General features: G+C 68.8%; 34 protein-coding genes. All 34 read left to right on the forward strand.

What is annotated here, in order from left to right; genetic code table 11:
• Positions 1-230 precede the first annotated feature (230 nt).
• The 34 genes from rpsJ to truA all read left to right on the forward strand — a co-directional run bounded on the left by rpsJ (position 231) and on the right by truA (position 19,595).
• Positions 231-536 carry a 30S ribosomal protein S10 gene (gene rpsJ, locus G443_RS18480; RefSeq protein ID WP_016698486.1) on the forward strand — a complete coding sequence of 102 codons (306 nt, stop codon included), beginning with the start codon at positions 231-233 and terminating at the stop codon, positions 534-536.
• Positions 537-580: 44 nt separating this feature from the next.
• Positions 581-1,234 (forward strand): 50S ribosomal protein L3, encoded by a 654-nt coding sequence (rplC, locus tag G443_RS18485; protein ID WP_026419526.1) that lies wholly within the window; start codon positions 581-583, stop codon positions 1,232-1,234.
• Complete coding sequence (gene rplD, locus G443_RS18490) at positions 1,234-1,950, forward strand: 50S ribosomal protein L4 (protein ID WP_026419525.1); 717 nt, start codon at positions 1,234-1,236, stop codon at positions 1,948-1,950. The genes rplC and rplD overlap by 1 nt, the downstream gene beginning before the upstream one ends.
• Positions 1,947-2,246 carry a 50S ribosomal protein L23 gene (rplW, locus tag G443_RS18495; protein ID WP_026419524.1) on the forward strand — a complete coding sequence of 100 codons (300 nt, stop codon included), beginning with the start codon at positions 1,947-1,949 and terminating at the stop codon, positions 2,244-2,246. Before rplD ends, rplW begins: the two co-directional genes overlap by 4 nt.
• A gap of 49 nt (positions 2,247-2,295) precedes the next feature.
• Positions 2,296-3,129: a 50S ribosomal protein L2 gene (gene rplB, locus G443_RS18500; protein WP_016698490.1), complete on the forward strand. Its 834-nt coding sequence runs from the start codon at positions 2,296-2,298 to the stop codon at positions 3,127-3,129.
• Between the two features lie 18 nt (positions 3,130-3,147).
• Positions 3,148-3,429: a 30S ribosomal protein S19 gene (gene rpsS / locus G443_RS18505; protein WP_016698491.1), complete on the forward strand. Its 282-nt coding sequence runs from the start codon at positions 3,148-3,150 to the stop codon at positions 3,427-3,429.
• A 46-nt stretch (positions 3,430-3,475) separates the two neighbouring features.
• Positions 3,476-3,907, forward strand: a complete 432-nt coding sequence (rplV, locus tag G443_RS18510) for a 50S ribosomal protein L22 (RefSeq protein WP_016698492.1) — start codon at positions 3,476-3,478, stop codon at positions 3,905-3,907.
• The gene (gene rpsC, locus G443_RS18515; protein ID WP_026419522.1) at positions 3,907-4,725 is read left to right on the forward strand and encodes a 30S ribosomal protein S3; all 819 of its coding nucleotides are present in this window, start codon (positions 3,907-3,909) and stop codon (positions 4,723-4,725) included. Before rplV ends, rpsC begins: the two co-directional genes overlap by 1 nt.
• Before the next feature lie 3 nt (positions 4,726-4,728).
• Positions 4,729-5,148 (forward strand): 50S ribosomal protein L16, encoded by a 420-nt coding sequence (rplP, locus tag G443_RS18520; protein ID WP_016698494.1) that lies wholly within the window; start codon positions 4,729-4,731, stop codon positions 5,146-5,148.
• The gene (gene rpmC / locus G443_RS18525) at positions 5,148-5,402 is read left to right on the forward strand and encodes a 50S ribosomal protein L29 (protein ID WP_016698495.1); all 255 of its coding nucleotides are present in this window, start codon (positions 5,148-5,150) and stop codon (positions 5,400-5,402) included. Before rplP ends, rpmC begins: the two co-directional genes overlap by 1 nt.
• Positions 5,399-5,701 (forward strand): 30S ribosomal protein S17, encoded by a 303-nt coding sequence (gene rpsQ, locus G443_RS18530; protein WP_026419521.1) that lies wholly within the window; start codon positions 5,399-5,401, stop codon positions 5,699-5,701. Before rpmC ends, rpsQ begins: the two co-directional genes overlap by 4 nt.
• Before the next feature lie 135 nt (positions 5,702-5,836).
• The gene (rplN, locus tag G443_RS18535; protein ID WP_016698497.1) at positions 5,837-6,205 is read left to right on the forward strand and encodes a 50S ribosomal protein L14; all 369 of its coding nucleotides are present in this window, start codon (positions 5,837-5,839) and stop codon (positions 6,203-6,205) included.
• Positions 6,205-6,519 (forward strand): 50S ribosomal protein L24, encoded by a 315-nt coding sequence (rplX, locus tag G443_RS18540; protein ID WP_026419520.1) that lies wholly within the window; start codon positions 6,205-6,207, stop codon positions 6,517-6,519. The genes rplN and rplX overlap by 1 nt, the downstream gene beginning before the upstream one ends.
• A gap of 2 nt (positions 6,520-6,521) precedes the next feature.
• On the forward strand, positions 6,522-7,085 hold the full coding sequence (rplE, locus tag G443_RS18545) for a 50S ribosomal protein L5 (protein WP_016698499.1): 564 nt from the start codon (positions 6,522-6,524) through the stop codon (positions 7,083-7,085).
• 48 nt (positions 7,086-7,133) lie between these two features.
• On the forward strand, positions 7,134-7,319 hold the full coding sequence (locus G443_RS18550; protein WP_016698500.1) for a type Z 30S ribosomal protein S14: 186 nt from the start codon (positions 7,134-7,136) through the stop codon (positions 7,317-7,319).
• A gap of 103 nt (positions 7,320-7,422) precedes the next feature.
• Positions 7,423-7,821, forward strand: a complete 399-nt coding sequence (rpsH, locus tag G443_RS18555; RefSeq protein ID WP_026419519.1) for a 30S ribosomal protein S8 — start codon at positions 7,423-7,425, stop codon at positions 7,819-7,821.
• Positions 7,822-7,837: 16 nt separating this feature from the next.
• Positions 7,838-8,377 carry a 50S ribosomal protein L6 gene (gene rplF, locus G443_RS18560; protein ID WP_026419518.1) on the forward strand — a complete coding sequence of 180 codons (540 nt, stop codon included), beginning with the start codon at positions 7,838-7,840 and terminating at the stop codon, positions 8,375-8,377.
• Positions 8,374-8,790, forward strand: coding sequence for a 50S ribosomal protein L18 (gene rplR / locus G443_RS18565; protein WP_016698503.1), 417 nt, complete (start codon positions 8,374-8,376; stop codon positions 8,788-8,790). Before rplF ends, rplR begins: the two co-directional genes overlap by 4 nt.
• 40 nt (positions 8,791-8,830) lie before the next feature.
• Positions 8,831-9,436: a 30S ribosomal protein S5 gene (gene rpsE, locus G443_RS18570; RefSeq protein ID WP_016698504.1), complete on the forward strand. Its 606-nt coding sequence runs from the start codon at positions 8,831-8,833 to the stop codon at positions 9,434-9,436.
• 1 nt (position 9,437) lies between these two features.
• Entirely contained in the window at positions 9,438-9,620 is a 183-nt protein-coding gene (rpmD, locus tag G443_RS18575) for a 50S ribosomal protein L30 (protein WP_016698505.1), read from the forward strand.
• Between the two features lie 5 nt (positions 9,621-9,625).
• Positions 9,626-10,069 (forward strand): 50S ribosomal protein L15, encoded by a 444-nt coding sequence (rplO, locus tag G443_RS18580; RefSeq protein ID WP_026419516.1) that lies wholly within the window; start codon positions 9,626-9,628, stop codon positions 10,067-10,069.
• Positions 10,070-10,561: 492 nt separating this feature from the next.
• Entirely contained in the window at positions 10,562-11,872 is a 1,311-nt protein-coding gene (gene secY, locus G443_RS18585; protein ID WP_026419515.1) for a preprotein translocase subunit SecY, read from the forward strand.
• On the forward strand, positions 11,872-12,426 hold the full coding sequence (locus G443_RS18590) for an adenylate kinase (protein ID WP_026419514.1): 555 nt from the start codon (positions 11,872-11,874) through the stop codon (positions 12,424-12,426). Before secY ends, G443_RS18590 begins: the two co-directional genes overlap by 1 nt.
• Positions 12,427-12,529: 103 nt before the next feature.
• Entirely contained in the window at positions 12,530-13,324 is a 795-nt protein-coding gene (map, locus tag G443_RS18595) for a type I methionyl aminopeptidase (RefSeq protein WP_026419513.1), read from the forward strand.
• 85 nt (positions 13,325-13,409) lie between these two features.
• On the forward strand, positions 13,410-13,829 hold the full coding sequence (locus G443_RS18600) for a DUF1707 domain-containing protein (RefSeq protein ID WP_026419512.1): 420 nt from the start codon (positions 13,410-13,412) through the stop codon (positions 13,827-13,829).
• Between the two features lie 246 nt (positions 13,830-14,075).
• Positions 14,076-14,558 (forward strand): DUF1707 domain-containing protein, encoded by a 483-nt coding sequence (locus tag G443_RS18605; RefSeq protein ID WP_026419511.1) that lies wholly within the window; start codon positions 14,076-14,078, stop codon positions 14,556-14,558.
• 301 nt (positions 14,559-14,859) lie between these two features.
• Entirely contained in the window at positions 14,860-15,081 is a 222-nt protein-coding gene (infA, locus tag G443_RS18610) for a translation initiation factor IF-1 (RefSeq protein ID WP_005166804.1), read from the forward strand.
• Between the two features lie 55 nt (positions 15,082-15,136).
• A complete protein-coding gene (gene rpmJ / locus G443_RS18615) occupies positions 15,137-15,250 on the forward strand; it encodes a 50S ribosomal protein L36 (protein ID WP_016698434.1) in 114 nt (37 codons plus the stop codon).
• Between the two features lie 199 nt (positions 15,251-15,449).
• Positions 15,450-15,830, forward strand: a complete 381-nt coding sequence (gene rpsM / locus G443_RS18620) for a 30S ribosomal protein S13 (RefSeq protein ID WP_026419510.1) — start codon at positions 15,450-15,452, stop codon at positions 15,828-15,830.
• A 33-nt stretch (positions 15,831-15,863) separates the two neighbouring features.
• The gene (gene rpsK / locus G443_RS18625) at positions 15,864-16,268 is read left to right on the forward strand and encodes a 30S ribosomal protein S11 (RefSeq protein ID WP_016698432.1); all 405 of its coding nucleotides are present in this window, start codon (positions 15,864-15,866) and stop codon (positions 16,266-16,268) included.
• A 23-nt stretch (positions 16,269-16,291) separates the two neighbouring features.
• Positions 16,292-16,900 carry a 30S ribosomal protein S4 gene (gene rpsD, locus G443_RS18630; protein WP_026419509.1) on the forward strand — a complete coding sequence of 203 codons (609 nt, stop codon included), beginning with the start codon at positions 16,292-16,294 and terminating at the stop codon, positions 16,898-16,900.
• A 124-nt stretch (positions 16,901-17,024) separates the two neighbouring features.
• The gene (locus tag G443_RS18635; RefSeq protein ID WP_016698430.1) at positions 17,025-18,080 is read left to right on the forward strand and encodes a DNA-directed RNA polymerase subunit alpha; all 1,056 of its coding nucleotides are present in this window, start codon (positions 17,025-17,027) and stop codon (positions 18,078-18,080) included.
• A gap of 57 nt (positions 18,081-18,137) precedes the next feature.
• Positions 18,138-18,704 (forward strand): 50S ribosomal protein L17, encoded by a 567-nt coding sequence (gene rplQ / locus G443_RS18640; protein ID WP_026419508.1) that lies wholly within the window; start codon positions 18,138-18,140, stop codon positions 18,702-18,704.
• A gap of 66 nt (positions 18,705-18,770) precedes the next feature.
• The gene (gene truA / locus G443_RS18645; RefSeq protein ID WP_026419507.1) at positions 18,771-19,595 is read left to right on the forward strand and encodes a tRNA pseudouridine(38-40) synthase TruA; all 825 of its coding nucleotides are present in this window, start codon (positions 18,771-18,773) and stop codon (positions 19,593-19,595) included.
• The last annotated feature ends 305 nt before the right edge of the window (positions 19,596-19,900 follow it).

Below are 19,900 nucleotides of genomic sequence, written 5' to 3' on the forward strand. Positions count from 1 at the left end.
TGTGCGGAGGATGGCGGTGGCGATGGATCCCAACGACCAGAGCCGACGGGCAGGTCTGTGAGCATCGGGCGCGACACGCCCGACCGCGTGGACCGGTGACCGTGATGACTGGCCGTGTTTCCTCCGAGGTGGGGGCGCTGTCATGAGTCGGGACCAGGTCGGGGAGCAACGCGGCACACTCGCAGCGTTAGTCACATAGCGGCACGAGACTAGAGGAACGGCAAGCCATCATGGCGGGACAGAAGATCCGCATCCGGCTCAAGGCCTACGACCACGAGGCGATCGACGCGTCCGCGCGCAAGATCGTCGAGACTGTGACGCGCACCGGCGCTCGGGTCGTCGGACCGGTGCCGCTGCCCACCGAGAAGAACGTGTACTGCGTCATTCGCTCGCCGCACAAGTACAAGGACTCTCGCGAGCACTTCGAGATGCGTACGCACAAGCGTCTGATCGACATCCTCGACCCGTCGCCGAAGACGGTGGATGCGCTCATGCGTATCGACCTGCCGGCCAGCGTCGACGTCAACATTCAGTGATTTCGGGCGCGACGGATTCCAAGCGGCGGAGATGAACGAGACCCATGTCTGACAGGCAGATCAAGGGGATCCTGGGTACCAAGCTCGGTATGACCCAGGTCTTCGATGAGAACAACCGGATCGTGCCGGTGACGGTCGTGAAGGCCGACCCGAACGTGGTCACGCAGATCCGGACCCCGGAGAAGGACGGCTACTCGGCCGTGCAGCTCGGCTTCGGCGCGGTGGACCCGCGCAGGGTGACCAAGCCGCGCGCCGGTCAGTTCACCGCGGCCGGGGTGACCCCGCGCCGCCACCTGGTGGAGCTGCGGACGGCCGACGCCGGTGGCTACGAGGTCGGCCAGGAGGTGACGGCCGAGGTGTTCGACTCCGGCGTCCTGGTGGACGTCGTCGGCACCAGCAAGGGCAAGGGCACCGCGGGTGTGATGAAGCGGCACGGCTTCGCTGGCCTCGGCGCGAGCCACGGTACCCAGCGCAAGCACCGCTCGCCCGGCTCGATCGGTGGCTGTGCCACCCCGGGCCGCGTGTTCAAGGGTGTGCGGATGGCCGGCCGGATGGGCAACGTCCGGGTGACCACCCAGAACCTCAAGGTGCACCGCACCGACGTGGACGCCGGCCTGATTCTGATCAAGGGCGCCATTCCCGGCCCGAAGGGCGGACTGGTGCTGGTCAAGACCGCCGCGAAGGGTGGTGCCGTCTGATGAGCGCGAGCTCTGTTGAGATCAAGACCCCGGCCGGCGGGACCGACGGCTCGGTCGAGCTGCCCGCCGAGGTGTTCGACGCCCAGGCGAACGTGGCGTTGATGCACCAGGTCGTGGTGGCCCAGCAGGCCGCCGCGCGCCAGGGCACCCACTCCACCAGGACGCGTGGCGAGGTCGCCGGTGGTGGCCGCAAGCCCTACCGCCAGAAGGGCACCGGTCGGGCCCGCCAGGGTTCGGTGCGGGCTCCGCAGTTCGTCGGCGGTGGCACGGTGCACGGCCCGGTTCCGAGGGACTACTCCCAGCGGACCCCCAAGAAGATGAAGGCCGCCGCCCTGCGCGGCGCGCTGTCGGACCGCGCGCGGGCCGGCCAGGTCCACGTCGTGTCGGCCGTGGTGGCGGGCGACGCCCCGTCCACCAAGAGCGCCCGCAAGGTGCTGGAGGGCGTCACCTCCGCTCGCCGGGTGCTGGTCGTCCTCACCCGCGAGGACGTCCTCGGCTGGCAGAGCCTGCGCAACCTGACGAACGTGCACCTGATCGCACCGGACCAGCTGAACACGTACGACGTGCTGGTCAACGACGACGTGGTGTTCACCAAGGACGCGCTGTCGTCCTTCCTCGCCGGCCCCATCAGTGGCAAGGCGGTCAAGGCGACCGCCAGGTCCTCCGAGGTGGCCGAGTCCGGCGTCGGTGAGGCTGAAGAGGAGGCTGGGAAGTGATTTCCGACCCCCGCGACATTCTGGTCGCGCCGGTGATCTCCGAGAAGAGCTACGGGCTCCTCGAGGAGAAGAAGTACACCTTCGTGGTGTCGCCGAGCGCGAACAAGACCGAGATCAAGATCGCGGTCGAGAAGGTCTTCGGTGTGAAGGTCACCACGGTGAACACGCTCAACCGCAACGGCAAGCGCAAGCGCACCCGCACCGGGTTCGGCAAGCGCAAGGACACCAAGCGGGCGATCGTGACCCTGCACCCGGACAGCAAGCCGATCGAGATCTTCGGCGGCCCGGCCGCGTGAGGCGGCCGGATAGTCGAACCGGACTCTAGTGACTGAGGACTGCTGAGACATGGGCATCCGCAAGTACAAGCCGACGACGCCGGGCCGTCGTGGCGCCAGCGTGTCCGACTTCGCCGAGATCACTCGGTCGGAGCCGGAGAAGTCGCTGGTGCGCCCGCTGCACGGCCGCGGCGGCCGCAACGCGCACGGCAAGATCACCACCCGGCACAAGGGTGGCGGTCACAAGCGCGCCTACCGCCTGATCGACTTCCGCAGGGCGGACAAGGACGGCGTGCCGGCCAAGGTCGCGCACATCGAGTACGACCCCAACCGGACCGCGCGGATCGCGCTGCTGCACTACGCCGACGGCGAGAAGCGCTACATCATCGCCCCGGACAAGATCAAGCAGGGTGACCCGATCGAGAGCGGCGCTCGCGCCGACATCAAGCCGGGCAACAACCTGCCGCTGCGCAACATCCCGACGGGCACCGTGGTGCACGCGATCGAGCTCCGCCCCGGCGGTGGCGCGAAGATCGCCCGCTCCGCCGGTTCGCGGGTGCAGCTCGTGGCGAAGGACGGCCCCTACGCCCAGCTGCGGATGCCCTCCGGGGAGATCCGCAACGTGGACGTGCGCTGCCGCGCCACGGTGGGTGAGGTCGGGAACTCCGAGCACAGCAACATCAACTGGGGCAAGGCGGGCCGCAACCGCTGGCGGGGCAAGCGCCCCACCGTGCGTGGTGTCGTCATGAACCCGGTGGACCACCCGCACGGTGGTGGTGAGGGCAAGACCTCCGGTGGTCGCCACCCGGTCAACCCGAACGGCAAGCCCGAGGGCCGGACCCGCCGCCGCAAGCCGAGTGACAAGCTCATCGTCCGCCGCCGGCGCACCGGCAAGAAGCGCTGAGCAGGGAGGGAGTGAAGGATGCCACGCAGCCTGAAGAAGGGCCCGTTCGTTGACGACCACCTGCTCAAGAAGGTGGACGCGCTGAACGAGACCGGCAAGAAGACCGTCATCAAGACCTGGTCCCGCCGCTCGACGATCATCCCGGACATGTTGGGCCACACCTTCGCGGTGCACGACGGCCGCAAGCACGTCCCGGTGTTCGTCACCGAGTCGATGGTCGGGCACAAGTTGGGCGAGTTCGCCCCGACCCGGACCTTCAAGGGACACGTCAAGGAAGACCGCCGTTCGCGCCGCCGCTGAGGCGCCAACCGTGACACGGATGAACCAAGAGCAAGGGGTAACAGCGATGAACGCCCGAAAGGACGCCGCGGCGCCGGAAGACGCGGAGACGCCGTCGCGCGCCGTGGCGCGGGCCCGCTACGTCCGCGCGACGCCGATGAAGGTGCGCCGCGTGGTCGATCTCGTGAGGGGCCGCAACGCCCAGGAAGCTCTGGCCGTGCTGCAGTTCGCGCCGCAGGCGGCGAGTGAGCCGGTAGCGAAGGTGGTCGCGAGCGCGGTCGCCAACGCACAGAACAACCTGGATCTTGACCCGGACACGCTGTGGATCTCGACGATCTACGTGGATGAGGGGCCGACGCTGAAGCGGATTCGGCCGCGCGCCCAGGGGCGGGCGTACCGAGTCCGGAAGCGGACCAGCCACATCACCGTCGAGCTCGAGTCGCGGCCGAAGGCCGCGGCGGGTGCTCGCAAGTCCAGCGCGAAGGGAAGTGCCCGGTAGTGGGTCAGAAGATCAACCCGCACGGCTTCCGGCTGGGGATCACCACTGACTGGAAGTCCCGCTGGTACGCCGACAAGCAGTACTCCGAATACGTCGCCGAGGACGTGAAGATCCGCCGGATGCTCTCCAAGGGCATGGAGCGGGCCGGTATCGCCAAGGTGGACATCGAGCGGACCCGGGACCGGGTGCGCGTCGACATCCACACCGCGCGGCCGGGCATCGTCATCGGTCGTCGTGGCGCGGAGGCGGACCGCATCAGGACCGAGCTGGAGAAGCTCACCAAGAAGCAGATCCAGCTCAACGTCCTCGAGGTCAAGGGACCCGAGTCGGACGCCCAGCTGGTGGCCCAGGGGGTCGCCGAGCAGCTGTCCAACCGTGTCGCCTTCCGGCGTGCCATGCGCAAGGCGATCCAGTCGGCGATGCGCTCGCCGCAGGTCAAGGGCATCCGCGTCAAGGTGAGCGGCCGGCTCGGCGGTGCCGAGATGTCCCGTTCCGAGTTCTACCTCGAGGGTCGGGTGCCGCTGCACACGCTGCGCGCGGACATCGACTACGGCTTCTTCGAGGCGAAGACGACCTTCGGCCGCATCGGCGTCAAGGTGTGGATCTACCGAGGTGAGCTGGTCGGCGGGCTGAAGGCCCGCGAGGCCAACACCGAGTCCCGCCCGCCGCGCCGTGACCGCTCCGACCGCCCGAACCGCCGTCGTGGCGAGGGTGGGCAGCGGGGTGGCCGGGCCAAGGAGGCCGTGGCGGCTGGTGCCGGCGCGGCCGAGTCCACCCCGGCGGCGGCTGAGGCGCCCGCCGAGAAGACGGAGGGCTGAGAGATGCTCATCCCGCGCAAGGTCAAGTACCGCAAGCAGCATCGCCCGGTCCGCCGTGGCATGTCCAAGGGCGGGAACCAGGTCACCTTCGGTGAGTTCGGCATCCAGGCGCTGGAGCCGGCCTACGTGACCAACCGGCAGATCGAGTCCGCTCGTATCGCCATCACCCGGCACATCCGCCGTGGCGGCAAGGTCTGGATCAACATCTTCCCGGACCGTCCGCTGACGAAGAAGCCCGCCGAGACCCGGATGGGTTCCGGTAAGGGTTCCCCGGAGTACTGGGTGGCCAACGTGAAGCCCGGTCGGGTTCTGTTCGAGATGAACTACCCGAACGAGCCGGTGGCTCGTGAGGCCCTGCGCCGCGCGATCCACAAGCTCCCGATGAAGTGCCGGATCGTGACCCGTGAGGGTGGTGAGTTCTGATGGCAGCGGCTACCACGAGCGCGGCCGAGCTGCGTGAGCTCAGCCACACCGATCTGGTGCAGCGTCTGCGGGAGGCCAAGGAGGAGCTGTTCAACCTCCGTTTCCAGATGGCCACCGGCCAGCTCGAGAACAACCGTCGGCTGCGCGTCGTGCGGCACGACATCGCCAGGATCTACACGGTGATGCGTGAGCGTGAGCTGGGCCTCTCGGTGTCGCCGGAGCAGGACGAGGCCACGGATGAGGGTGCCGCATGAGTGAGAAGGACGTGAACGGCGCGGTGACTGACACCACTGGTGGCGACGCGCGCAACAGCCGCAAGGTGCGCGAGGGATACGTCGTGTCCGACAAGATGGACAAGACGATCGTGGTCCAGCTCGAGGACCGCAAGAAGCACGCGCTCTACGGCAAGGTCATGCGGCGCACCACCAAGGTGAAGGCGCACGACGAGCAGAACTCCGCGGGCGTGGGCGACCGCGTGCTGCTGATGGAGACCCGGCCGCTGTCGGCCACCAAGCGGTGGCGGCTGGCCGAGGTCCTGGAGAAGGCCAAGTAAGAGGCTCGAGGGCACCTGTGGTGTCCTTGGTCTGGACGGGTGGCGGCCCGACGGTGGTCGGGCCGCCCTCCGCATGAGGAGACCGCGTGCGTCGGGTCGGAAATCCGGCGCACAAGAAGCAGGTCAGGAGTAGACGTGATCCAGCAGGAGTCGCGGCTTCGGGTCGCCGACAACACGGGCGCCAGGGAGATCCTGTGCATCCGGGTTCTCGGCGGGTCCGGGCGGCGGTACGCGAGCATCGGCGACATCATCGTGGGCACGGTGAAGGAGGCCATCCCGGGCGCCAACGTCAAGCGTGGCGACGTGGTGAAGGCCGTCGTGGTGCGCACCGCCAAGGAGAAGCGCCGTCCGGACGGTTCCTACATCCGGTTCGACGAGAACGCGGCGGTCATCATCCGGAACGACAACGAGCCGCGTGGGACCCGCATCTTCGGCCCGGTCGGCCGGGAGCTCCGGGACAAGAAGTTCATGAAGATCATTTCGCTGGCGCCGGAGGTGCTCTGATGAAGGTGCACAAGGGCGACACCGTGGTGGTCATCGCCGGCAAGGACAAGGGCGCGAAGGGCAAGGTCATCCAGGCCTACCCGCACACCCAGCGCGTCCTGGTCGAAGGCGTGAACCGGATCAAGAAGCACACCAAGATCTCCCGTACCCAGCGTGGCGCGCAGTCCGGCGGCATCGTGACGCAGGAGGCCGCCATCCACGTGAGCAACGTGCAGGTGGTCGACTCCGACGGCAAGCCGGCGCGCGTGGGTTACCGCGAGGACGAGGACGGTCGGCGGGTGCGGATCTCCCGCAGGAACGGTAAGGACATCTGAGCATGACGACCGCAGAGAAGATCGTCCCCCGGCTGAAGGTCCGCTACCGCGAGGAGATCGTCCCCGGCCTGCGCGAGCAGTTCGACTACGGCAACCCGCACCAGATCCCCGGTGTGGTCAAGGTCGTCGTCAACATGGGCATCGGCGAGGCGGCCAGGGACGGCAAGCTGATCGAGGGCGCCGTGCGCGACCTCGCCAGCATCACCGGCCAGCGGCCCGAGGTCCGCCGGGCCCGCAAGTCCATCGCACAGTTCAAGCTCCGTGAGGGCATGCCGATCGGCGCCAGGGTCACCCTGCGCGGCGACCGGATGTGGGAGTTCCTTGACCGACTGCTGACGATCGCGCTGCCGCGTATCCGCGACTTCCGCGGTCTGTCGGACCGGCAGTTCGACGGCAAGGGCAACTACACGTTCGGCCTGAGCGAGCAGTCGATGTTCCACGAGATCGATCTCGACTCGATCGATCGTCCGCGGGGCATGGACATCACGGTCGTCACCTCGGCGATCAACGACGAGGAAGGCCGGGCGTTGCTGCGCCGGCTGGGCTTCCCGTTCAAGGAACGCTGAACCGACCGTCCGTCATCGCGACGTGAGCATCGAAGTTGAGGAGAACCGATGGCCAAGAAGGCGCTGATCGCGAAGGCGTCGCGCAAGCCGAAGTTCGCGGTGCGGGCCTACACCCGTTGCCAGCGCTGCGGGCGTCCGCACGCTGTGTACCGCAAGTTCGGCCTGTGCAGGGTGTGCCTTCGTGAGATGGCCCACCGCGGCGAACTGCCCGGTGTGCACAAGTCGAGCTGGTGAGGTCGCGGGCGCCGGAGTCGGCGCCCCGCCGCCAGTTCGCTGACCACTAGTTCGCTCAAGGCCCCGACGGGGAACCAGGGCGAGAAAGGTTGACCAGGTCACCATGACGATGACCGACCCGATCGCAGACTTCCTGACACGTCTGCGTAACGCCAGCTCGGCATACCACGACGAGGTCGTGCTGCCGCACTCCAAGCTGAAGGCCAACATCGCCGAGATCCTCAAGCGTGAGGGTTACGTCTCCGGCCACCGTGTCGAGGACGGCGAGAAGAGCCAGAACCTGGTCGTCGAGCTCAAGTACGGGCCGAACCGCGAGCGGAGCATCGCGGGCCTGCGGCGTGTATCGAAGCCCGGCCTTCGGGTGTACGCCAAGTCCACCACGCTGCCGCGCGTGCTCGGTGGTCTTGGTATCGCGATCATCTCGACCTCCGGCGGTCTGATGACCGACCGGCAGGCGGCCAAGCAGGGCGTGGGCGGGGAAGTCCTCGCCTACGTCTGGTGAGGAAGGGGGTAACGGCATGTCGCGCATTGGGAAGCTGCCGATCACCGTTCCCTCGGGTGTCGATGTCGCCATCGACGGCCGCACGGTGACGGTGAAGGGCCCGAAGGGTTCGCTCAGCCACACGCTGGTGGAACCCATCACGATCGATCGTGACGAGGATGGCTCCCTGCTGGTGAGCCGCCCCGACGACGAGCGGAAGAGCAGGTCGCTGCACGGGTTGTCGCGGACTCTCGTCAACAACCTGATCGTCGGCGTGAACCAGGGCTACGAGAAGAAGCTGGAGATCCACGGCGTCGGTTACCGCGTGACGCTCAAGGGCTCCGAACTGGAGTTCGCGCTCGGCTTCAGCCACCCGGTGAAGGTCGCGCCCCCGGAGGGTGTGACGTTCCAGGTGGAGAGCCCGACCAAGTTCTCCGTCCACGGCATCGACAAGCAGCGCGTGGGCGAGGTCGCGGCCAAGATCCGCAAGCTGCGGCGGCCGGACCCGTACAAGGGCAAGGGCGTGCGGTACGCGGGCGAGGTCATCCGCCGCAAGGTCGGAAAGACGGGTAAGTGATCATGAGCGAAAGCACTGCAACCACCGCCGCCAAGCGCAAGCCCGTCGGCAAGGACGTGTCGACCACGCGTCGGGTGGCCAGGGCCCGCCGGCACTTCCGTCTTCGGAAGAAGATCAGCGGTACGGCGGAGCGGCCGCGTCTTGTCGTGCACCGTTCCTCGCGGCACATCGTGGCCCAGGTGATCGACGACCTGGCTGGCCACACGCTGGCGTCCGCGTCGAGCCTCGAGGGCGACGTCCGCGCGCTGGACGGCGACAAGAAGGCCAGGGCGGCCAAGGTCGGCGAGCTGGTGGCGGCCCGCGCGAAGACCGCGGGCATCGGCACCGTCGTGTTCGACCGGGGCGGCTACGAGTACCACGGCCGGATCGCGGCCCTGGCCGACGCCGCGCGCGAGGCGGGGTTGGAGTTCTGAGAACCATGGACAGGATCGAGTTGAACGAGAGGGTCGTCTGATGCCAGGACGCACGCGTCGTGACGGCGGGTCGGAGCGCGGAGAGCGCCGCGACCGCCGGGACGGTGGCCGCGGCGGGGCGGCCCAGGAGAAGACCCCGCATCTTGAGCGCGTGGTCGCGATCAACCGCGTGGCCAAGGTCGTCAAGGGCGGTCGGCGTTTCAGCTTCACCGCGTTGGTGATCGTCGGTGACGGCGACGGCATGGTCGGTGTCGGTTACGGCAAGGCCAAGGAGGTGCCGGCAGCGATCGCCAAGGGCGTCGAGGAGGCCAAGAAGAGCTTCTTCCGCGTCCCGAGGATCGCCGGCACCATCACGCACCCCATCCAGGGCGAGGCGGCGGCCGGTGTCGTGCTGCTGCGCCCGGCGGCCCCCGGTACCGGTGTCATCGCCGGTGGTCCGGTGCGTGCCGTGCTGGAGTGCGCCGGTGTCCACGACGTGCTGAGCAAGTCGCTCGGCAGCGACAACGCGATCAACATCGTGCACGCGACGGTGGCCGCGCTGAAGGGCCTGCAGCGGCCGGAAGAGGTCGCGGCTCGCCGTGGCCTGCCGCTCGAGGACGTCGCGCCGGCCGGAATGCTGCGGGCCAGGGCCGGGCAGGGAGTGTGACATGGCGCAGCTCAAGGTGACCCAGGTGCGCAGCACCATCGGTAACAAGCAGAACCAGCGGGACTCGCTGCGGACGCTCGGGCTGCGGAAGATCCGCCAGTCCGTGGTCCGCGACGACAACCCCGAGGTTCGCGGTCTGATCAACACCGTCCGCCACCTGGTGACGGTGGAGGAGGTGAACTGAAGGTCATGACCATCAAGATTCACCACCTGCGGCCCGCGCCCGGTTCCAAGACCGCCAAGACCCGCGTCGGTCGTGGTGAGGGTTCCAAGGGCAAGACCGCGGGTCGTGGGACCAAGGGCACCAAGGCACGGAAGAACGTGCCCGCGGCCTTCGAGGGTGGGCAGATGCCGCTGCACATGCGGCTGCCCAAGCTCAAGGGCTTCAAGAACCGTTTCCGGGTGGAGTACCAGGTCGTCAACGTCTCGGACCTGGGGCGCCTCTTCCCGGAGGGTGGCACGGTGGGCATCGACGAACTCGTCGCCGCCGGCGCCGTCCGGAAGAACCAGTTGGTGAAGGTGCTGGGCACCGGCGACCTCGGCGGAGTCAAGCTGGACGTCACCGCCAACGCCTTCTCCAGCAGCGCGATCGAGAAGATCACCGCCGTCGGTGGGACGACCACCACGGTCTGATCGCGTCAGAGCACCGCGCGCGGCCCGCAGGGGAGTCCTCCCCTGCGGGCCGCGCGCGTTCTCGCCGTTCCCGGGGGGTCCACGCCGGGGCCGAGCGGTGGGCGGGAGGGGCGGCGCAGGAGATCATCGGATCCGGTGACCGCCCCGCTGGGGCCGTCACCCGGTGTGGACCTCCTCGGGACGCGAACCCTGGTTCGAGGCCGCTTGTGACACGGAAGTGGGAGTCGGTGGGCGGGCCACTGGTACGAGTGGACGAAGGAGCACGCGACACCCCGCCGCTCGCCGTCCGCCCGGTGCGCGGAAACCGGCCGTAGATCGACAAGTTTCCCCGCAGCACTGGTGGTCAACCCAGGGCAGGCTGTTAGAGTCGTGCACGCTTCGTGTCAGCAGGCACGAGGCCGGTTGCCTGCGCGGCAGGCCGCAATGCTGCCGGCATCCGCCGGCCACGAAGATCGTCGGTCGGAGAGGCCGACGACGCCGAGGAGGTCACGCGTGCTCAGCGCCTTCCGCGCGGCTCTCACGACGCCGGACCTGCGCAAGAAGATCCTGTTCACCCTCGGGATCGTCGCGGTGTACCGGCTCGGGGCCAACGTTCCGTCGCCTGGTGTCTCCTCGCCCAACATCCGGCAGTGCCTCGAACTCATCGAGAACAGCGGCAGCGCGAACATCTACTCGCTGCTGAACCTGTTCAGCGGTGGCGCCCTGCTCCAGCTCTCGCTGTTCGCGCTGGGCATCATGCCCTACATCACCGCGAGCATCATCGTGAACCTGCTCGGGGTGGTCATCCCCAGGTTCGAGCAGCTGCGCAAGGAGGGCCAGTCCGGCCAGGCGAAGCTGACGCAGTACACGCGGTACCTCGCGATGGCTTTCGCCGTCCTGCAGGCCACCACGTTCGTGGCGCTCGCCCGGTCGGGCCAGCTGTTCGGCAACTGCCCGCACCAGGTCATCCCGGACGGGTCGGTCTTCAACCTCGTCGTCATCGTCATCGTGATGACGGCCGGCACCGCCCTGGTCATGTGGTTCGGCGAGATGGTCACCGAGCGCGGTGTCGGCAACGGCATGTCGCTGCTGATCTTCTGCTCCATCGCGGCCCGGATCCCGGCCGAGGGCAGCAGCATCCTCCAGACCCAGGGCGGCGTGGTCTTCACCGTCGTCTGCATCTTCGCGCTGGCCATCATCGTGGCGGTCTGCTTCGTCGAGCAGGCCCAGCGCCGGATCCCGGTGCAGTACGCGAAGCGGATGGTCGGGCGGCGGATGTACGGCGGCACCTCGACCTACCTGCCGTTGAAGGTGAACCAGGCCGGCGTCATCCCGGTGATCTTCGGTTCCTCCCTGCTCTACCTGCCGCAGTTGATGTCGCAGCTCGTCGGTGACGGCACCGGGTGGCTGAACAGGTTCATCGACGACTACATCGTTCCCCAGTCGAGCTGGGTGCACATCCTCCTGTTCTTCGCGCTGATCATCTTCTTCACCTACTTCTACGTGTCCATCACGTTCAACCCGGACGAGCGGGCCGACGAGATGAAGAAGTTCGGTGGCTTCGTCCCGGGGATCCGCCCGGGCCGCCCGACGGCGGAGTACCTGAGCTTCGTGTTGAGCAGGATCACGCTGCCCGGCTCCATCTACCTGGGTATCGTCGCGGTGCTGCCGAACTTCTTCCTGAGCATCACCGAGGAAGGCGCGAACCAGAACTTCCCGTTCGGCGGTACCGCGGTGCTGATCATGGTGAGCGTCGGTCTTGACACCATGAAGCAGGTGGAGAGCCAGCTCATGCAGCGAAACTACGAAGGGTTCCTCCGGTAGTGCGACTCGTCTTGGTAGGCCCGCCCGGAGCGGGCAAGGGCACGCAGGCAGCCGTCCTCAGCGCGAAGCTGGGCGTCCCCCACGTCTCCACGGGGGACCTGTTCCGCGCGAACATCAGCCAGCGGACGCCGCTGGGGGAGGAGGCCAAGCGCTACCTGGACGAGGGCCAGCTCGTCCCGGACGAGGTCACCAACGGCATGGTCCGGGACCGGCTGCGCCAGGAGGACGCGGTGGGCGGCTTCCTGCTGGACGGGTTCCCCCGCACGGTGGGCCAGGCCGAGGTGCTCACCGAGTTCCTCGGCGGGCAGGGCCACCAGCTGGACGCGGTCCTGGAGTTCCAGGTGCCGGAGGACGAGGTCGTCACCAGGATGTTGGCCCGGGGCCGTGCGGACGACACCGAGGACGTGATCCGGACCCGCCTCGCGGCCTACCGGGGGAGCACGGCCCCGGTGCTGGACTACTACCGGCCGAAGGTCGTGGGGATCGACGCGTTGGGATCCATCGAGGAGATCACCGGGCGGGCGCTGCGGGCGCTCGGGGTGACGGGCTCCTGACGGCGGGGCCGGTCCCGACCGCGGGACCGGCCGCTTCCATGACCGAGTGGTGCCGCCCGACGTCGTCGGGCGGCACGAGTGCGAAGAGTGCGGGGGCCGAGACGTGCTGAAGCGAAGCCGGGGAATCCAGCTCAAGTCGCGTGGCGAGCTGGAGGCGATGCGAGCGGCGGGACTGGTGGTCGCCGGCGCGTTGGCCGCGGTGCGGGCGGCGGTCCGCCCCGGTGCCAGCACCGCCGAACTCGACGAGATCGCCGAGACCCACATCCGGGAGGCTGGCGCCGTCCCGTCCTTCAAGGGCTACCACGGCTTCACCGGCTCGATCTGCGCCTCGGTGAACGAGCAGGTCGTGCACGGCATCCCCACCACAACGCGGGTGCTGGCGGAGGGTGACCTCATCTCCGTCGACTGCGGGGCGATCCTCGAGGGCTGGCACGGCGACTCGGCGGTGACGGTGCCGGTGGGCCAGGCGTCCGAGGCCGACCTCCGGTTGTCCGAGGCGACCCGGTTGTCCATGCTCGCGGGCATCGCCGCCTGCCGCCCGGGGAAGCGGTTGACCGACATCTCGCACGCGATCGAGCTGGAGACCCTGCGGGTGCAGGAGGAGCACGGCGTCGAGTACGGGATCGTCGCGAACTTCGGTGGGCACGGCATCGGCACCGAGATGCACATGGAGCCCTACATCCCCAACTACGGGAAGCCCGGTCGGGGACCCAAGCTCCGGGAGGGGATGGCGCTGGCCATCGAACCGATGTTGACCCTCGGCACGGACGACACCCGTGAACTGTCGGACGGGTGGACGGTGGTCACAGCCGACGGGACCCGGGCGGCGCACTGGGAGCACACGGTCGCGCTGACCTCCGACGGGCCGTGGGTGTTGACGGCGCCGGCCGAGGACTGATCGGCCCACGACGACCGGTTGCGATTCGAGCACCGAGTTCCGCGAACCGCTCCCGGTCGACTCGCGGATGCGGAAGGATGTCAGCGTGAGCGAGCCTATTCGTGCCGACGCCATGCGCGCGTCCGACGCTGACCGCAAGCGGGTCCAGGACCAGTTGCACTGGGCGCACGCCGAGGGCCTGCTCGATCTGTCCGAGTTCGACAGCCGGGTGCGCTCCGCGTGGGACGCGAAGACCACCGGCGAGTTGGACCGGGTCGTCGCGGATCTGCCGTTGCCCCGCCCCAAGGGCCGGCGCCGGGTGTTCGCCCCCGGCGCGGGTGGCACCGCGATGCGGGTGCTGACGACCATCTGGCTGAGCGCCTCGGTGGCGAACATCGTCATCTGGGGCCTGCTCTACATGACGGGCACCGCGGTCTACCCGTGGTGGGTGTGGGTGGCGGTGCCTCCCGGCGCGGTGCTCGGTGCCCTCTACGCCAGCGGGATCGGCCGCCCCCGCAGTTCCTGAGGCCGAGACGCGCCCCGCCCAACCCCGCCGTGGCCTCCTCGGCCGGAGGTGCCGCTTGGCCGGGGGTGCGGCGCCCGCGCCGCGGGCCGTCACCAGGTGCGCACCAGCGGGTGCCGGCCCGGGTGGCCGGCCGGAACGGTGCCACCGCGGTCGCCTCCCACGTACGATGGGCGCACGCGTCTGGTCGCCCCGGGAGGTTGGTGACCCGGTAGTGGCACGGCGGGCGCGTTCCCTGGGGAGGGTGGAGTGGGCGAGCCGGTTTCCTGGAGCGAGATGCGGGCCTCGGACGGCGACCGCCAGCGGGTCGCCGAGCGCCTGGGCGCGGCGCAGGCGGACGGCCGGCTGAGCATGTCGGAGTACGACACCCGCCTGCGGGACGCGCTGGCGGCCAGGACGTACGGGGAGCTGGACCGGCTCACGAAGGACCTGCCGGACCCGACTGGTGGCGCCGCGACCCCGGAGGAGCCGGGGCAGGGCCTGGCGGATCAGCGCGGCGGGGATGTCGCCGAGCGGACCAGCGGGTGCCCGGCCACCCCGCCGAAGTCCGACCTGAGGCGCGCCGCCGAGGCGTGGGCCTCCGTCAGCGCCATCACCTTCACCATCTGGCTCATCGGTTTCGTGACCGGCGGGGGCGCCTCGAACCCGTGGTGGTTGTGGGTGGCGGGCCCGTGGGGAGCGGTGATCCTCGTCATGGCGCTGAGCGGGGCGGGAAAGCGGTACTCGAACTGACGCCGGCACCCCCGTGGCCGGGCCGTGCCGTGCCCCAGGTGGAGCTGACCTGCGCGAAGGGCTACACTGGCTCAACGGCGCACTCCTCGCGCTGACTCCATCGTGCCGTGTGTCGTGCGGCAGGCCGGTTCTCGACGGGCCTGGGGCGGCACTCCCCTTTCGGTGTGATCGACGGTTCCGTCGGTGCGCGTCCGAGTGGCGCGGGAAGCAGTGCGAGTGGTCCGCCGGCATCGGGAGACCGCGTTCGTCCTGGTCATCCCGGTGTGACCGCCAAATGACACCGTCACGAAACGCGGAGGACATGGGCAAGAAAGACGGGGCCATCGAGGTCGAAGGTCGCGTAGTCGAGCCGCTCCCCAACGCGATGTTCCGAGTCGAGCTGGAGAACGGCCACAAAGTCCTGGCCCACATCAGCGGCAAGATGCGGCAGCACTACATCCGCATCCTGCCCGAGGACAGGGTAGTCGTGGAGCTGTCGCCCTACGACCTGTCCCGTGGGCGCATCGTCTACCGCTACAAGTGACCTCCACGGTGCCCGGGCTGGTCCCGGGCACGCGTCCGAGCAGGAGAGCACGACCGTGAAGGTCCAGCCAAGCGTCAAGAAGATCTGCGACAAGTGCCAGGTGATTCGCCGTCACGGGCGGGTCCTGGTGATCTGCGACAACCAGCGTCACAAGCAGCGTCAGGGCTGAGCACCGCCTGACGTGGTGACCGTCGCGTTGTGACGCTTGTCGCGGAGCAGACGACGAGAGAAGAACACATCTCCTCCGACCTGTCGTGCGTGGAGCACGGCTGACCCCCGGACTCCGGGCCGGGGCCCGGGCCGCACTCGCGGCCGCGGGGCGGCGGAGGAGCAGACCTGGAGCGAAGAGACAAAGGAGAACGCGCCGGATGGCACGTGTCGCTGGCGTCGATCTTCCCCGCGACAAGCGGATGGAGATCGCGTTGACCTACATCTACGGCATCGGCCGTACCCGCTCGAAGGAGTTGCTGGCAGCCACCGGGATCAGCCCGGACATGCGGACCGGCGACCTGACCGACGACGACGTGGTGCGTCTGCGGGACCAGATCGAGAACAACTACAAGGTTGAGGGTGACCTCCGCCGCGAGGTGGCCGCCGACATCCGCCGCAAGGTCGAGATCGGCTGCTACGAGGGGCTTCGGCACCGTCGCAGGCTGCCGGTGCGTGGTCAGCGGACCAAGACCAACGCCCGGACCCGCAAGGGCCCGAAGAAGACCGTGGCCGGCAAGAAGAAGGCCGGGCGCAAGTAACCCCTCGCGCGCACTGAGGAGAAGACGAGAGACATGCCACCCAAGACCCGTGGCGCCGGGGTCAAGAAGGTCCGGCGCAAGGAAAAGAAGAATGTCGCGCACGGTCACGCGCACATCAAGAGCACCTTCAACAACACGATCGTGTCGATCACCGATCCGTCCGGCGCGGTGATCGCCTGGGCCTCGGCCGGTCACGTCGGTTTCAAGGGCTCCCGCAAGTCCACCCCGTTCGCCGCGCAGATGGCGGCGGAGAACGCCGCCCGCAAGGCGTCGGAGCACGGCATGCGCAAGGTTGACGTGTTCGTCAAGGGCCCCGGTTCCGGCCGGGAGACCGCGATCCGGTCGCTGCAGGCCGCCGGGCTCGAAGTTGGCAACATCCAGGACGTGACCCCGCAGCCACACAACGGTTGCCGGCCGCCCAAGCGGCGCCGGGTCTGAGGCGCGGGGAGGAGTAAGAACAGATGGCACGCTACACCGGACCCGCGACTCGCAAGTCCCGTCGTCTCAAGGTTGACCTGGTCGGCGGCGACCAGGCCTTCGAGCGCCGCCCCTACCCGCCCGGCCAGCACGGCCGCGCGCGGATCAAGGAGAGCGAGTACCTGCTCCAGCTCCAGGAGAAGCAGAAGGCTCGCTTCACCTACGGGGTCCTGGAGCGCCAGTTCCGCCGTTACTACGAGGAGGCCTCGCGCCGCCAGGGCAAGACGGGTGAGAACCTGCTCCAGCTCCTGGAGGCCCGGCTCGACAACGTGATCTACCGCTCGGGTCTGGCCAGGACCCGGCGTCAGGCGCGTCAGCTCGTCAGCCACGGTCACTTCCTGGTGAACGGCGAGAAGGTGAACATCCCCAGCTTCCAGGTGTCGCGGTTCGACATCATCGACGTGAAGCCGAAGTCGCTGGGCACCACGCCGTTCATCATCGCCAAGGAGACCCTCGGCGACCGGCCCACCCCGGCCTGGCTCCAGGTCGTGCCGTCCACGCTGCGGGTGCTGGTGCACCAGCTGCCGGAGCGGGCACAGATCAACACGCCGGTCCAGGAACAGCTGATCGTCGAGTTCTACTCGAAGAACTGAGGCCTCCACTGGCGAACGGTGGCCGTGCTGGACGCACGGTCACCGTGGTGGATCGACCAGACCGTGGCGATCCACATCCACTCGGCGTCAAATAGCGGGCGCCGCTGGGAAAGGACAAGACGAAGTGCTCATCTCGCAACGACCGACACTGACCGAGGAGACGGTCTCCGAGACCCGTTCCCGGTTCGTCATCGAGCCGCTTGAGCCCGGCTTCGGCTACACGCTCGGTAACTCGCTGCGGCGGACGCTGCTGTCCTCGATTCCGGGGGCCGCGGTCACCAGCATCCGCATCGACGGTGTCCTGCACGAGTTCACCACGATTCCCGGGGTGAAGGAGGACGTCACCGACGTCATCCTGAACCTCAAGGAGCTCGTGGTGAGTTCGGAGGAGGACGAGCCGGTGACCATGTACCTGCGGAAGCAGGGACCTGGTCCGGTCACCGCCGGGGACATCGTTCCCCCGGCCGGTGTCACCGTGCACACCCCCGACCTGCACATCGCCACTCTCAACGGCAAGGGCAAGCTCGAGATCGAGCTGGTCGTGGAGCGCGGTCGCGGTTACGTCCCCGCCGTGCAGAACAAGCAGGCCGGCGCGGAGATCGGCCGGATCCCGGTCGACTCCATCTACTCGCCGGTGCTGAAGGTGACCTACAAGGTCGAGGCGACCCGTGTCGAGCAGCGGACCGACTTCGACAAGCTGACTCTCGACATCGAGACGAAGCCGTCGATCACGCCGCGTGACGCGGTGGCGTCCGCCGGCAAGACGCTGGTGGAGCTGTTCGGGCTGGCCCGGGAGCTGAACTCGGACGCCGAGGGCATCGAGATCGGCCCGTCTCCTTCCGAGGCGGACACCATCGCGGCCTTCGCGATGCCGATCGAGGACCTCGACCTCACGGTGCGTTCCTACAACTGCCTCAAGCGGGAAGGGATTCACACCGTCGGCGAGCTGGTCTCGCGCAGCGAGGCCGACCTGCTCGACATTCGCAACTTCGGGGCGAAGTCGATCGACGAGGTCAAGATGAAGCTGGCCGGCCTTGGCCTGGCGCTCAAGGACAGCCCGCCCGGGTTCGACCCCTCCGCCGCCGCCGCCGACTACCCCAGCGAGGGGTGGTCCAGCAACGGCGACGGTGGTGACGGTCACGACGACGGTCAGGACTACGCAGAGACTGAGCAGCTCTGATCCACCGCCCGCTCTCCCGAGCGCGGTGGATGCGAGGACGCAACCGAGGAGCAACCGATGCCCACCCCAACCAAGGGTCGCCGTCTCGGCGGGTCCCCGGCCCATGAGCGGCTGATGATGGCCAACCTGGCCACGTCGCTGTTCACGCACGGCCGGATCAAGACCACCCAGGCGAAGGCGAAACGGCTCCGGCCGTTCGCCGAGCGGCTGATCAGCAAGGCCAAGCGCGGTGACCTGCACAACCGCCGTGAGGTGCTGCGGGTCATCCGGGACAAGGATGTGCTGCACAAGCTGTTCGCCGAGATCGGCCCCTTCTTCGGCGACCGCGACGGCGGTTACACCCGGATCATCAAGGCGATGCCCCGCAAGGGTGACAACGCCCCGATGGCCGTCATCGAGCTGGTGAACGAGAAGACGGTCACCGCGGAGGCCGAGGCCGCCCGGAAGACCACCTTCGCCGACAGCACGGCGTCCGAGGCCGAGGAGACCAAGGCCGAGGACACCACGACGGAGGCTCCCGCCGAGGAGACCAAGGCGGAGGCTCCCGCCGAGGACACCGCGGCCGAGGCCGACGAGGCCAAGGCCTCCGAGGCGGAGGACAAGTCCGACGAGAAGAAGGACTGAGTCCTGAGCCACCCGACACCACCGAGCGAGCCCGCCACTCCCGCACAGGGTGGCGGGCTCGCTCGCGTGCGCCTCGACATCAGCTACGACGGCGGGGAGTTCTCCGGCTGGGCTCGGCAGCCCGGCCGCCGCACCGTGTGCGGGGTGCTGGAGGACTCGCTGTCGATGATCCTTCGTCTCGACGTGCGATTGACCGTGGCGGGCCGGACCGACGCGGGCGTTCACGCCACCGGCCAGGTCGCCCACTGCGACCTGCCGGCGGAGGTCGATCCCGGCCAGCTGGCGCGGCGGGTCAACCGGCTGTTGCCGCCGGACGTGCGCGTGCTGGGCGCCCGTGCCGTCTCGCCCGACTTCGACGCGCGGTTCTCCGCGCTGTGCCGGCACTACGTGTACCGCCTGACCGACTCGCCCGTCGGCGGTGACCCCCTGACCCGCCGGCACGTGCTCGCCTGGACCCGCCCGTTGGACGTGGCCGCGATGAACGAGGCGTCGGCGCGGCTGCTCGGGGAACACGACTTCGCCGCCTACTGCCGGCGGCGGGAGGGCGCTACCACCGTCCGCGCCCTGCAACGTCTCCGGTGGGACCGGTTGGGAGGACCGGGGACCGCCGCGCACCACCTGATCGAGGTCAGGGTGAGTGCGGACGCCTTCTGTCACTCGATGGTGCGAAGCCTGGTCGGCGCGTTGCTGGCGGTTGGTGACGGTCGCAGGCCGGTGGAGTGGCCCGGCGCGCTGTTGTCCCGGTCCAGCCGTGTCGACGACGTCGTGGTGGCGCCCGCGCACGGGTTGGCGTTGACCGGGGTCGACTACCCGGACGACGCCGAACTGGCGGCGCGCGCGGAACGGACCCGTCGGCTGCGGGTGCCGGGACAGGCCACCTCCCCGGGCTGAGCGCCGCCCTCCGCGTCCGTCCTGGTCGCCGTCCACCCGGTGCGGGGCGGTCCTCCCGGAACGGTTCGGCGGGCCGTCCGGCCCGGTCGCCCGTACCGGTCGCCCGTTCGCCGAGGCGCCACGCGCTCCTCCGCGGCGATGTCCGATTTCTTTGACCGCTCCCGTGCTGTGCTCGGCGCAGGCGGTGATGCGTCCTTCAGAGGTACTTCGCCGGTGGAATCCGAATAGTGTCAGATCCAGGTTGACCCGCCGTTCGTCCTGCTCAGGGCGGGTGTGGTCGTGCCGGTCGTCCGGCGCTCCCACCA

The sequence above is a fragment of the Actinoalloteichus caeruleus DSM 43889 genome, assembly GCF_000429185.2.
GTDB lineage: Bacteria > Actinomycetota > Actinomycetes > Mycobacteriales > Pseudonocardiaceae > Actinoalloteichus_B > Actinoalloteichus_B caeruleus.